14 protein-coding genes are annotated in these 12,350 nt (G+C 66.9%); 7 read left to right on the forward strand and 7 right to left on the reverse strand.

Annotated elements, in window-relative coordinates:
• Positions 1–65: 65 nt before the first annotated feature.
• A complete protein-coding gene (locus ACLBV5_RS01290; RefSeq protein ID WP_447604597.1) occupies positions 66–1,850 on the reverse strand; it encodes an acyl-CoA dehydrogenase in 1,785 nt (594 codons plus the stop codon).
• Positions 1,851–1,987: 137 nt separating this feature from the next.
• On the opposite strand from ACLBV5_RS01290, the gene ACLBV5_RS01295 reads away from it, so the two are divergent.
• Positions 1,988–2,926 carry an L-threonylcarbamoyladenylate synthase gene (locus tag ACLBV5_RS01295; protein WP_447604598.1) on the forward strand — a complete coding sequence of 313 codons (939 nt, stop codon included), beginning with the start codon at positions 1,988–1,990 and terminating at the stop codon, positions 2,924–2,926.
• On the opposite strand, the gene ACLBV5_RS01300 is transcribed toward ACLBV5_RS01295, so the two are convergent.
• From ACLBV5_RS01300 to ACLBV5_RS01315, 4 genes are all read right to left on the reverse strand, one after another.
• A complete protein-coding gene (locus tag ACLBV5_RS01300) occupies positions 2,923–3,948 on the reverse strand; it encodes a patatin-like phospholipase family protein (RefSeq protein WP_447604599.1) in 1,026 nt (341 codons plus the stop codon). The two genes, ACLBV5_RS01295 and ACLBV5_RS01300, sit on opposite strands and share 4 nt — an antisense overlap.
• Positions 3,949–3,988: 40 nt before the next feature.
• Complete coding sequence (locus tag ACLBV5_RS01305; RefSeq protein WP_447604600.1) at positions 3,989–4,786, reverse strand: 3-hydroxybutyrate dehydrogenase; 798 nt, start codon at positions 4,784–4,786, stop codon at positions 3,989–3,991.
• Between the two features lie 65 nt (positions 4,787–4,851).
• On the reverse strand, positions 4,852–5,625 hold the full coding sequence (gene yaaA, locus ACLBV5_RS01310; protein WP_447604912.1) for a peroxide stress protein YaaA: 774 nt from the start codon (positions 5,623–5,625) through the stop codon (positions 4,852–4,854).
• Positions 5,626–5,720: 95 nt separating this feature from the next.
• Positions 5,721–7,124 carry an FAD-binding oxidoreductase gene (locus ACLBV5_RS01315; RefSeq protein ID WP_447604601.1) on the reverse strand — a complete coding sequence of 468 codons (1,404 nt, stop codon included), beginning with the start codon at positions 7,122–7,124 and terminating at the stop codon, positions 5,721–5,723.
• A gap of 77 nt (positions 7,125–7,201) precedes the next feature.
• Between ACLBV5_RS01315 and ACLBV5_RS01320 the strand changes: the two genes are divergently transcribed.
• The 3 genes from ACLBV5_RS01320 to ACLBV5_RS01330 are packed head-to-tail and all read left to right on the forward strand — an operon-like array spanning position 7,202 to position 9,179.
• Positions 7,202–7,654 (forward strand): NUDIX hydrolase, encoded by a 453-nt coding sequence (locus ACLBV5_RS01320; protein ID WP_392353590.1) that lies wholly within the window; start codon positions 7,202–7,204, stop codon positions 7,652–7,654.
• 52 nt (positions 7,655–7,706) lie between these two features.
• Positions 7,707–8,717, forward strand: a complete 1,011-nt coding sequence (locus ACLBV5_RS01325) for an SPFH domain-containing protein (protein WP_376787741.1) — start codon at positions 7,707–7,709, stop codon at positions 8,715–8,717.
• A gap of 3 nt (positions 8,718–8,720) precedes the next feature.
• Positions 8,721–9,179: an NfeD family protein gene (locus ACLBV5_RS01330; RefSeq protein WP_025977173.1), complete on the forward strand. Its 459-nt coding sequence runs from the start codon at positions 8,721–8,723 to the stop codon at positions 9,177–9,179.
• A 22-nt stretch (positions 9,180–9,201) separates the two neighbouring features.
• On the opposite strand, the gene rnhA is transcribed toward ACLBV5_RS01330, so the two are convergent.
• On the reverse strand, positions 9,202–9,654 hold the full coding sequence (gene rnhA / locus ACLBV5_RS01335) for a ribonuclease HI (protein ID WP_025977172.1): 453 nt from the start codon (positions 9,652–9,654) through the stop codon (positions 9,202–9,204).
• A gap of 115 nt (positions 9,655–9,769) precedes the next feature.
• Here rnhA and ACLBV5_RS01340 point away from each other — a divergent pair, with 115 nt between their 5' ends.
• From ACLBV5_RS01340 to tatC, 3 genes are read left to right on the forward strand one after another with little or no spacing between them, the layout of a single operon-like run.
• Entirely contained in the window at positions 9,770–9,985 is a 216-nt protein-coding gene (locus tag ACLBV5_RS01340; protein ID WP_003166998.1) for a twin-arginine translocase TatA/TatE family subunit, read from the forward strand.
• Between the two features lie 23 nt (positions 9,986–10,008).
• Positions 10,009–10,593 carry a Sec-independent protein translocase protein TatB gene (tatB, locus tag ACLBV5_RS01345; protein ID WP_278069058.1) on the forward strand — a complete coding sequence of 195 codons (585 nt, stop codon included), beginning with the start codon at positions 10,009–10,011 and terminating at the stop codon, positions 10,591–10,593.
• On the forward strand, positions 10,590–11,477 hold the full coding sequence (tatC, locus tag ACLBV5_RS01350; protein ID WP_447604602.1) for a twin-arginine translocase subunit TatC: 888 nt from the start codon (positions 10,590–10,592) through the stop codon (positions 11,475–11,477). The genes tatB and tatC overlap by 4 nt, the downstream gene beginning before the upstream one ends.
• A 23-nt stretch (positions 11,478–11,500) precedes the next feature.
• Here the strand turns inward: tatC and ACLBV5_RS01355 are convergent, their stop codons facing one another.
• Positions 11,501–12,340 carry an NAD(P)H-hydrate dehydratase gene (locus ACLBV5_RS01355; protein WP_447604603.1) on the reverse strand — a complete coding sequence of 280 codons (840 nt, stop codon included), beginning with the start codon at positions 12,338–12,340 and terminating at the stop codon, positions 11,501–11,503.
• Positions 12,341–12,350: the final 10 nt, after the last annotated feature.

Here is a 12,350-nt window from a genome sequence, read left to right on the forward strand (position 1 = left end):
TCCGTCACGGCGCTAGCGCGCCGCGCCACCTCCCCACCGGCGACGCCGATAGGGAGGAAAAACCCTCAGCCGGCGAGCGCTTCGACGCTCATCCGTTGCAGCAGGTCGCCGCCCTGTCCCACGGCAGCCAGACGACTGGAGACGTGTCCGAGGACGTTCGCCGCATAGACTTCATACAGGTCCAGCTTGCCCTGCAGCCAGGCGGCGTCGCCCTCGCCCGCGTCCAGTTTCGCCCTGGCCGCCAGGGCGCCCTTGGCCAGCATCCAGCCGCCGACCACGTCGCCCATCAGCTTCAGATAGGCGTCGGCGCCGGCCAGCACGTCCGCTGCGCGGGCCGGGTCCGACTTCGCGTCGAGCAGCCACAGGGTGGCGTCCTCGACCGCCTCGATGGCGGTGGCGAATCGCGCGGCCGGCTTGCCGGTATAGAGGCGGTCGATCTGGGCCAGGGTCGTCTTCATTTCGGCGATCAGGGCCTTGGCCGACTCGCCGCCGTCCATCGACAGCTTGCGGCCGACCAGATCCATGGCCTGGATGCCGTTGGTGCCTTCGTAGATCGGGGCGATGCGGGCGTCGCGATAGTATTGGGCCGCGCCGGTCTCCTCGATGAAGCCCATGCCGCCGTGGACCTGAACGCCCATGGAGGCGACCTCGCAGCCGACATCGGTGGACCAGGCCTTCGCGATGGGGGTGAACAGGTCTTCGCGGCCCTTCCAGGCCTTGCGTTCCTCCTCGGTCGCGGCGTGGCGGGCCAGGTCGGCGGCGACGCCGGTCGACAGGCAGATGGCGCGGGCGGCGGCGACCTTGGCCTTCATCACCGACAGCATCCGGCGCACGTCGGGGTGGTCGAAGATCGGGGCGTCTTTCTCGCTGGTCCAGACGCTGCGGCCCTGACGGCGCTCCAGCGCATAGGCCAGGGCATGTTGATAGGCGCGCTCGGCGACGCCGACGCCCTCGACGCCGACGGCCAGGCGGGCGGCGTTCATCATGACGAACATATGGGCCAGGCCCTGGTTCGGCTGGCCGACCAGTTCGGCGCGGGCGCCCTCGTAGCTCATGACGCAGGTGGGCGAGGCGTGGATGCCCAGTTTGTGCTCGACGCCGACCGGGCGGAAGGCGTTGCGCTCGCCCAGCGAGCCATCGGCGTTGACGATGAATTTGGGCGTCAGAAACAGGCTGATGCCCTTCGGCCCGGCAGGCGCGTCGGGCAGGCGGGCCAGCACCAGGTGGACGATGTTGTCTGTGGCGTCGTGGTCGCCCCAGGTGATGAAGATCTTCTGGCCGGTCAGGGCATAGGTCCCGTCGCCATTGGGAACCGCCGTCGCCGTCAGGGCGCCGAGGTCAGACCCGGCGTGCGGCTCGGTCAACACCATGGCGCCGGTCCATTCGCCCGAGACCAGCTTGGGCAGATAGGTGGCCTTCTGGTGCTCGTTGCCGACTTGCTCCAACGCCTCGATCGAGGCCAGCGACAGCATGGGGCACAGGCCGAAGGCCATGTTGGCGGCGTGGACGGTTTCATAGGCCGCCAGCTCCAGCGCCTTGGGAAGGGCCTGCCCGCCGGCCTCGACCGAGGCGGTCAGGCTGGTCCAGCCGCCCGCCGCGAACTGCTGATAGGCGTCGGCGAAACCGGGGGCGGCCGTCACCGCGCCGTCGGCGTATTTGGCGCCGGCCAGGTCGCCGGGGCGGTTCAGCGGGGCCAGAACCTCTTCCGAAAACTGGCCGGCGGCGTCCAGCACGGCCGAGGCGACATCTGCGTCGTAATCCGGAAAGGCGCCGGTCGCTGCGACCTGATCTATGCCGGCCACGGCGTCGAGGGCGAATGCGATGTCACGGACGGGGGCGCGGTAGCTCATCGGTTATCCTCAGAAAGACGTTGCGCTTCTGTCGGCCCCTGCGCTCTGTGGCGCAAGCCCGCTTGGACTTTGGTCGAGTTTCCGCGCACTCTATGCCTCTGTTTGAACGACTGACGCCGCGTAAGGAAAGAGCGACCGTGCCCGCCGACCGACCCGCCAGGGGCGACAGCCCAGAAATCGCCGCCGAGGCGCTGAAGACGGGACGTCTGGTCATCCTGCCGACTGAGACGGTCTATGGCCTGGCGGCCGACGCCTCCAACCCTCAGGCGGTGGCGCGTATCTTCGAGGCCAAGGGGCGGCCGCGCTTCAATCCTCTGATCGCCCATGTCGCCAACGCCGTGGACGCCGAAGACATCGCCGTGTTCGACGCCAAGGCGCGGGCGCTGGCCGAAGCCTTCTGGCCGGGGCCGCTGACGATCGTCGCGCCGGTTCGGGACCGTGATCGGGTGTGCGATCTGGCGCGGGCTGGGCTGGACAGCGTCGCAGTTCGCGTGCCGGCACATCCGCGGGCCCGCGCAGTCATCGGCGCCTTTGGCGGGCCGGTCGTCGCCCCCTCGGCCAACCGTTCCGGACGGCCCAGCCCGACGACCTTTGCTGATGCTCTGGAGGAGACGGGTCATGCCGTGGGCGCGGCGGTCGATGGCGGCTCCTGCGCCGTGGGGGTGGAAAGCACCGTCGTCTCGGTGCTCGACGGCAAGGTATCCCTGCTGCGTCCCGGCTCCGTCACCCGCGAAGAACTTCAGGCCGTGGTCGGGCCGCTGGATGAAGGCGGGCAGGGGCATCGCTCGCCCGGTCGGCTGGCTCTGCATTACGCGCCCGACGCCCCGGTGCGGATCGAGGCGGAGGGCGCCAGGGACGGCGAAATCCTGCTGGGGTTCGGTCCGGGCGTCGGCGATCCGCGCTGGAGCCTCAGCCCGACCGGGGACCTGCGCGAGGCGGCGGCCAATCTGTTTCGACTGTTGCGTGAGGCGGACCGGACGCGGCCCGCTGGGATCGCGGTGTCGCCCGTCCCGGCCAAGGGGCTGGGCGAGGCGATCAACGACCGTCTGCGTCGTGCGGCGGGCTTCGTCGGCTAAAGGAAGCGCGCCTTCACATCCACGCTGGACGCCTTGCCGACCTTGGGCAGACAGTTTTCAAGCCAGGCCTCGGCCGCCGTCCGGCCGTGCTGCTTCAGCTTGTTCAGATAGCTCCACTCCGTATCGAACTTCGAGTGGAGCGACTCGCCGCCCAGCCACTCATCCGCTTCGATGACGTGGATGCGGATGCCGCGCCGACGGTCCTCGCCGGGCTTCAGCTTGCCCTCGGCGATCAGGTCCTGAACGAAGGCGACGGCGCGCAGTTCGGCGACCAGCGGGGCGTTGAAGACGATCTCGTTCAGCCGGTCGTTGATGTCGCCCGCCTCGCGCGGGGCCTCGTCGCGCTGGAACGGGTTGAGCGGCAGCAGCAGGATATCGTCCGGCGTGTCGGTGTAGAACAGCGGCCACAGCGCCGGATTGGCCAGATAACCGCCATCCCAATAGGGCTCGCCCTCGATCTCGACCGCCTGAAACAACTGGGGCAGGCAGGCTGAGGCTAGCAGCACCTCCGGCGCCATTTCACCGGACTTGAAGATGCGCGAGCGGCCCGCGCGCACCGCCGTCGTCGACACGAACATCTGGATGGAGGAGGCGCGCAGGGCCTCGAAATCCACCGCCGTCTCCAGCACCCGGCGCAGCGGGTTCAGGTTGAAGGGGTTGAAGGAGTAGGGGCTCATCGACAGGGCCAGCGTCTGTCCCGTCTGCCACATCGGCGTGCCTTTCAGCCAGTCGGGCGTCAGGGCCTTGGACCAGACGGCGCTGTCGCCGAAGACGTTGCGGCCGCCGGACTGGTTCACCTCGCGCCATAGGGTGTCGAGCGCTTCGCGTCCGCCCTCGGCGCCGCCGCGCTCCAGCCCGGTGATCAGGGCGGCGGCGTTCATTGCTCCGGCCGAGGCGGCGGTGACGGCTCGCACGTCCAGCACGTCGGCCTCAAGCAGTCGGTCCAGCACGCCCCATTGAAAAGCGCCGTGCGCGCCGCCGCCCTGCAGGGCCAGACAGACAGGTTTGCGTTTCGCCGCCATCAGCCTCTCCGTCTTTCGGCCCGAGCGGCCGCTGAGAAGGCTATTGCGCCGTCCAGCCGCCGTCGACGGAGAAGTGGGCGCCGTTGGCCGAGGCGCCGAGGTCCGACGCCAGATAGAGGAAGATGCCCGCCAGTTCGTCGGTTGTGACGAAGCGCTTGGTCGGCTGCGAGCCGAGAATGACGTTCTTCATCACGTCTTCCTCGCTCATGTTGCGGGTGCGGGCCTGGTCCTGGATCTGCTTGGAGACGATGGGGGTCTCGACAAAGCCGGGGCAGATGGCGTTGCAGGTGATGTTCTCCTGCGCCAGCTCCAGCGCCACCGTCTTGGTGAAGCCGATCACGCCGTGCTTGGCCGCGACATAGGCCGACTTGAACGGGCTGGCGACCAAGCCGTGGGCCGACGCGACGTTGATGATGCGGCCGCGCCCCTGCGCCTTCATGATCGGGATCGCCGCCTTGGTGGCGTAGAAGGTCGAGGACAGGTTGATGGCGATGATCTTCTCCCACGCCTCGGCGGGGAAGTTCTCGACGGCCTCGACGTGCTGGATGCCGGCGTTGTTGACCAGGATGTCGAGGCGGCCCAGTTCGCGATGGGCCGTGGCGATCATGTCGTCGATCTGAGCCGGCTGGGTCATGTCGGCGGGGTGATAGAGGACGCGCACGCCGGCCTCGGCGGCCAGGTCGGCGCGGGTCTTCTCAATGGCGTCGGCGTCGCCCAGGCCGTTCAGCATCACATCGCCGCCGCACAGGGCGACCGCCCGCGCAAACGCCAGTCCGATGCCCGAGGTCGAGCCGGTGACGACCGCGACCCGGCCCTTGAGATCGTTCATAGCGAACATGACAGAAAGAACCCGTGGCTAATGATGCTGCAACGCACCCTAGCGGCAGTCGTTCAATCTGGCGATCAGGAATTTCCTTCCCTGATGAATATCCAGTCCGTGTCCGTCGAAAGGCTCTTGTCGAAGCGATAGCCGTCGCGGTCGAAGGCCTTCAGATCCTCGGCTTTCTCCAGCCGGTTCTCGATGGCGAACCGGGCCATGCCGCCGCGCGCCTTCTTGGCGTAAAAGGAGATGATGCGGGCCTGGCCGTCCTTCTGTTCCTTGAAGTGAGGGGTCACGACCGGCAGCTTCAGCGCCTTGGCGTCGACCGCGCCGAAATATTCATGGCTGGCCAGGTTCACCAGCGTCTGCTCGGGCAGTTTGCCGGCGTCCTCGTTCAGGCGCAGAGAAATCCGCTCGCCCCAGAAATCATACAGGGTGGCCCCGCGCTTGGTCTTAAGCCGCACGCCCATCTCCAGCCGATAGGGCTGGATCGCGTCCAGCGGACGCAACAGGCCGTAGAGCCCCGACAGGATGCGCAGGTGATCCTGCGCCCAGTTCAAATCCTCGACCGACAGGGTGCGGGCCGACAGACCGTCATAGACATCGCCCGCAAAGGCGAAGACGGCCTGCAGGGCGCCTTCCGACGTGTCGTTGTCGAAGGCCTGAAAGCGCTGATAGTTCAGTTCGGCCAGGGCGTCGGAAATGGACATCAGACGGCGCAGGTCTGCGCGGCTGAGTTCACGCGTCACCTTCGCCAGTTCGGCCGTCTCATCGGCGCATCGCCTTGGCGTCACAGGGGCGTCGATGGCGGGCGGGTTGAAGTCCAGCTTTTTGGCCGGGGACAGGACGATCAGCAAGACGATCGACTCCCTATGCGTCTCAAGAGCGGGCCTCATAGGCCGCTTCCATGACGTTTTGAACCGCCTGAAACGTCACAGACGGTCGCAAGTCCTCAGAAGAGGACCGCCGGGTTCATGATCCGCTGGGGGTCGATGGCCTGACGGATCGTCTGCATGGTCGCGATTTCGAGCGGCGATTTGTAACGTCGCGCCTCGTCGGTTTTCAGCCGTCCCAGGCCGTGTTCAGCCGAAATCGAGCCGTCGTAACGGGCCACGACGTCGTGCACGACTTGCGATCCCTCCATCCAGCGGGCGATGAAGGCGGCGATGTCCTCGCCCTCGCCGGGGATCACGTCATAGTGAAGATTGCCGTCGCCGACATGGCCGAAGACCGACACGCGGCAACCCGGATGGAACCGCTCCACCGCCGCCGTGGCCTCGTCGATGAAGTCGGCGATTCGCGATACGGGAACGGAAACGTCGTGTTTCCAGCCGCCGCCTTCGGGCTTGAGGGCGGCCGAATGCTCTTCGCGCAGACGCCAGAACTCGGCCTTCTGGGCGTCATTCTGGGCGATGGCGGCGTCGACGATCAATCCTTCCTCGAAGGTGGCGGTCAGCAGACGTTCCATCGCCGCCTCTGCGCCGTTCGGCTCGCCCGAGGCCAGCTCGATCAGCACATACCAGGGCGGCGTCGATTCCAGCGGTTCGCGCGTGTCGGGGATGTTCTTCAGCACCAGGCTCATGCCCAGCCGTTTCATCAGCTCGAACGCCTCGACCCCGCCGCCCGTCTCGGCCTTGGCGCGGGCGAGCAGCACGACGGCGTCGTGATGGCTTTCCAGGCCGACGATAGCCGTGGCGCGGCTGCGCATGATGGGGAACAGCTTCAGCGTCGCCGCCGTGATGACGCCCAGGGTGCCTTCGGCGCCGATGAACATCTGCTTCAGGTCGTAGCCGGTGTTGTCCTTGCGCAGACGCTTCAGGCCATTGAGGACCTGACCGTCGGGCATGACCGCCTCAATGCCCAGCACCAGATCGCGCATCATGCCGTAGCGCAGGACCGCCGTGCCGCCCGCATTGGTCGAGATGACGCCGCCGATGGTGGCTGAGCCCTCGGCCGCGAGGCTGAGGGGGAAGAAGCGGTCCTTCTCCTTGGCCAGTTCCTGCGCCTCCAGCAGGGTCACGCCCGCCTCGACCGTCATGGCGTCGTCCAGCGGCGTCACGTCGCGCACCGTCCGCAGCTTGCGGGTGGAGAGCAGCACTTCGCCATAAGGAATCTGACCGCCGACCAGGCCGGTGCCGCCGCCCTGCGTCACAATGGCTGTGCCGTGACGGGCGCAGATCTCGACAGCGCGGGCGACCTCTTCGGTCGTGCGCGGTTGCAGCAGCAGCGGCGTCTCACCGGTCCAACGGCCGCGCCATTCGGTCAGCCACGGCGCCATCTCGGCGGCGTCTTGCGTCCAGGCGCCGGGCAGGGCGGCCTTGAGTTCAGCGAGGGATTCTGGCGTCGGGAGGGTCATATCGGCCTTGTGGCAAAAGGCGCGCCGTGGTGGAAGCGCAAAACCTTGCCTTCTGGCGGTCAATTTAAGGGCAAAACATGATTCCGACGCCGGCTGTGGGCGTGGTGTGCCTGAAAGGCGATGAAGTCCTGCTGATCCAGCGCGGCACGCCGCCGCGCGTGGGCGAGTGGAGCTTGCCGGGCGGGCGGCTGGAGCCGGGCGAGCGCCTGGCCGACGCCGCCTTGCGGGAACTGCGTGAGGAAACCGGCGTCGAGGCCGAGCTGATCGGTCTGGTTGACGTGGTGGACGGCCTGTTTCCGGAGGCGGGGCGTCATTATGTCCTGATCGACTACGCCGCGCGCTGGGTCGCGGGCGAGCCCGTGGCGGCCGATGACGCGGCTGAGGCGGCCTTTTTCCCGTTCCAGGCCGCGCTGGCCAAGGTGGATTGGGACGAAACGCGGCGGATCATCCGCATGGCGCGCCGGATGGCTGACGGTGATGTCATGTTGAGGGAACCGGATTCGATGGCGCAGCCGGCGTCCGGCGGATAAGCTGGTCTCCACATCGGAGGGCCTAATGAATTTTTCGCTGATTTTCTTTGTGATGTTCGCGGTCTTCGCGCTCATCTTCTTGTTCAGCGTGATCAAGATCGTGCCCCAGGGCCGTGAGTTCACGGTGGAGCGGTTCGGCAAATACACAAAGACCCTGACGCCGGGCATCCACATCCTGACCCCGTTCGTCGAGCGCATCGGCCGCCGCATGAACATGATGGAGCAGGTGCTGGACGTCCCGACGCAGGAGGTCATCACCAAGGACAACGCCATGGTGAAGGTCGACGCTATCGTCTTCATTCAGGTCATGGACGCGTCGGCCGCCGCCTATCGCGTCGAGAATCTGCCTTACGCCATCACCCAGTTGTGCTCGACCAATCTGCGGACCGTGGTCGGCTCCATGGATTTGGATGAAGTCCTGTTCCAGCGCGACAACATCAACTCGCGCCTGCTGACCGTCATCGATGCGGCGACCGAGCCGTGGGGCGTCAAGGTCAATCGGATCGAGATCAAGGATCTGACCCCGCCCGTCGACATCACCAACGCCATGGCCCGCCAGATGAAGGCCGAGCGAGAGCGCCGCGCCATCATCACCGAGGCGGAAGGCGAGAAGCAGGCCGCCATCGCTCGCGCCGAGGGCGCTAAACAATCCGCCATCCTGCAGTCGGAGGGCCGCAAGGAAGCGGCGTTCCGCGATGCTGAAGCCCGTGAACGCGAGGCGGAAGCCGAGGCCAAGGCGACGGCCATGGTGTCGGAAGCCATCGCGCGCGGCGACGTCAACGCCATCAACTACTTCGTGGCCCAGAAGTATGTCGAGGCGTTCGGTGAACTTGCCCGCAACCCGACGGCCAAGACGGTCATCGTACCGGCCGAAATGGGCGGTCTTGTCGGCACCATCGCCGGGCTGGGCGAACTGGTAGGCTTGGCCAAGGAGCAGCAACAGAACCGGTCGGACATCCGTCGCGAACCGTCTCGCGCCGCGGCGGCTTCCTCGGCTTCGACGCCGCCCAGCCGCACCGTTTCGCCGCGTCGATCCGGCGGCGCCGTGCCGACGACGGAGTAGGGCATGGACTGGATCATCTCGCTCCACGCCTCGCAGCCGTTCTGGCTCTGGCTGGCCATTGGCGTCGTCCTTTTGGGAATCGAGGCTGCGGCCTCGACCGAGTGGCTGCTGTGGCCGGCGGTGTCGGCGGGGCTGACGGCCTTGCTGACGGCGTTGGCGCCGCAACTTGGCTTGCCGATTGAAATCGGCGTGTTCGCCGCCTTGACCGTCGCGTCCACGATCCTGTCGCGTCGCCTGATCAAGCGCGTGAATCCCCAGGATCAGCCTGACATCAACGACACCAACGTGCGCCTGATCGGCGAGCGGGCGCGGGTCGTGGAAGCCTTCGTCGATGGACGAGGGCGGGTCTTTGTGTCGGGCTCTGAATGGCCGGCCGAGATCGAAGGCGCAGGGCCTTTGGCCGGCGAGAGCGTTATCGTCGAATCTGTCATCGGTTCGCGCCTGAAGGTCAGGGCGGTCTAGGCGACTCCAAGGACTGGAGGGGCTAGCGGCCCCTTAATTCGGCCACGCCGCGATTGGCCAGGCCGTCGGCCCGCTCGTTCAGGGCGTGGCCGGCGTGGCCCTTGACCCAATGCCATTTGACCTCGTGGCGGCTGCGGGCCTCGTCCAGGCGCCGCCACAGGTCTTCATTCTTGACCGGCTTCTTGTCGGCGGTCTTCCAGCCCCGGGCTTTCCAGCCGCGAATCCATTCCGTCACGCCCTGCATGACGTATTTGCTGTCAGTGTGCAGATCGACGCGGCAGGGACGCTTCAGCGCGTCCAGCGCCATGATGGCCGCCATCAACTCCATGCGGTTGTTGGTGGTCAGAGCCTCGCCGCCCCAGAGTTCCTTCTCATGACCGCCGCCGGTTTGCAGGATAGCGCCCCAGCCGCCGGGGCCGGGGTTGCCCTTGCAGGCGCCGTCGGTGTGGATGATGACGTGATCGTTAGGATTCATGGTCGCGATGCCTACAGCCTCCCTTGGCGCATCGCCATCACTCAGCCTATATGACGCACAACAATCAGTCGGTGGGGCGCGCGTGGGCGCGGCCGCCCCTTGAGGAGGTATCGCCATGGGCTCCATGAGCATCTGGCACTGGGCCATTGTCGTCGTTGTCGTGTTGGTCCTGTTCGGCGGCCGCGGCAAGCTGTCCGGCATCATGGGCGACGCGGCCAAGGGCATCCGCGCCTTCAAGGACGGCCTGAAGGACGACACGGACGCCAAGGGCAAGGAAGCGCCGGGCGCACTGCCGCGCACCGAGGCCGAAAAAGAAGAACTGAACCGCTGATTTTCGCCGGAAGACGCTGAACCATGGGTGGTCTTGGCCCCGGCATCGGCGGGTTCGAAATCCTTGTCATCGGTCTGGTGGCCCTGCTTGTTGTGGGGCCCAAGGATCTGCCCATGCTAATGCGCAGGGTGGGCCAGTTCGTCGGCAAGGCGCGCGGCATGGCCAATGAATTCCGCGCCAGCTTTGATGAAATGGCGCGCCAGTCGGAACTGGACGACCTGCGCAAGGAGGTCGAGGCGCTGCGGTCGGGGCAGGGGATGTACGCCCTGGGCGCTGACGCGGACGAAGCTTTCAAGGACATCCGCAAGGAGCTTGAGGCGCCGCTTGAGACGCCGGCCGTCCCCGAGCCTGTCGAACAGGCCCCGGCGCAGATTGAGGTCACAGGCGTCGACGAATGGCCCGACAGCGCCACGCCCGTCGTTGCGCCCGAGCCCGCGCCCAAACCCGCGACGAAGCCGAGAGCCAAGAAGGCGGACGCCGGCGCTGGGGCGGCCGCGTCCAAGGTCAAGTCGCGTAAGGCTACGCCTAAGTCTGACGCCCCGCCGTCCTCGCCGAAGCCAGCCGCTGCACGTGCAAGGGCTCAGCGCGCCAAGAAGGTCGATCTATGAGCCGCGCCGACCATGATGAAGCCGACATCGAGGCTTCGCGCGCGCCCCTGATGGATCACCTGATCGAGCTGCGGTCACGGCTGATGATCTGCGTGGTCGCCTTCATCATCGCCTTCATCGGCTGTTTCGCCTTTTCAGAGACCCTCTACCTGTTTCTGGTGAAGCCCTATGTGGTCTCGGCCGCGTTCCACCAGACGGTGGGCGCGCACGGCCATGTGTCGCCGTTCAGCCTGATCCTGGGCACGGCCGGGCTGATCCCCGTGCCGGACGTGGACCACAACAGCGTGCGGTTGATCTATACGGCGCCGCTCGAAATCCTGTTCACCAAGATGAAGCTGGCGGGCCTGGGCGCGGTCATCGTCGCCTTCCCGATCCTGGCCTGGCAGTTGTACCGCTTCGTCGCGCCGGGCCTGTATCGCAATGAGAAGGGCGCCTTCCTGCCGTTCCTGATCGCGGCGCCGGTGCTGTTCCTGCTGGGCGCTGCGCTGGTCTATTACGTCATGCTGCCCTTTGTGATGTGGTTCTCGCTGAGCCAGCAGATCATCGGGGAGAATGTGGCCGCCGAACTGCTGCCCAAGGTGTCGGACTATTTGAACCTGGTGACGGCGCTGATTCTGGCCTTCGGCCTGTGCTTCCAGTTGCCGGTCGTCATGACCCTGCTGGGCCTTGCCGGTCTGATCAGCAGCGAACTGATGGCCAATGGGCGCCGCTACGCCATCGTGGCGGTGGTCGTGGTCGCCGCCGTGGTGACGCCCCCGGATCCGATCAGCCAGCTGATGCTGGCCGTGCCGATGGTGCTGCTCTACGAGGTGTCCATCTGGTGCGTCCGCATCATCGAGCTGCGCCGCAGGAAGGCGGATGCAACTGACGGGCTGACAGCCTGACCTCAGGCTGGGGACAGCGCGGCCTAAACCGGACCTGAGCCGTTCAGCAGATCGGCGAGCACCGCGGGCAGCCCTTGCGGCAGATCTTCTGAGATCAGCCCCGGCCCAAAGCGTCGCGCCGCCTCAGAATGCATCCACACCGCCGCCCGTGCGGCGTCGAAGCTGTCCATGTGTTGCGCGATCAATCCGCCGATCATGCCCGCCAATACGTCGCCGCTGCCCGCCGTGGCTAGCCAGGGCGAACCGTCGCCGTTGACCGCCAGGCGGCCATCCGGCGCCGCAATGGCCGTCGCCGCGCCCTTCAGCACCACGATCGCCCCGGCCAGACGCGCAGCCTCCTGCGCCGCGCCTTCGCGGCCTTCCGCCGCCAGCAGGCCGGGAAACAGCCGCTCGAACTCGCCTTCGTGCGGGGTCAGGACATCGTCCCGATCCAGCCAGGCGAACAACTGCTCAGGTCGATCGCGGAACAGGGTCAGGGCGTCCGCATCGACCACTAGCGCCGCGCCGGTACGTGCCAGCGCCGCCAGGTTCAACGCCGTGCTTTCGACCAGGCCCGCTGCGGGACCGATCACGACGGCGTCCATCGGATCGGCCAGGGCCTGAAGCTGCTCGGGCGTCGCGAAGCTGGCCAGCATCACCGCCTCCAGGGCGGGGGCCAGAACCGGCGCCGCGTCCGGCGGGCAGAAGACCTTGACCAGACCCGCCCCGACCCGAAGGCCGGCTCTGGCGGATAGGCGCGCGGCCCCGGTGGACAAGGCGCCGCCCGAGACGACGCCCAGCCTGCCGCGCACATGTTTATGGCTATCAGGCCCCGGTCGAGGCAGCAGATGACGCCACTCAGAGGGACTGTTACCGAACTTCATGTGGATTTCC

This window comes from Brevundimonas sp. M1A4_2e (assembly GCF_053345555.1).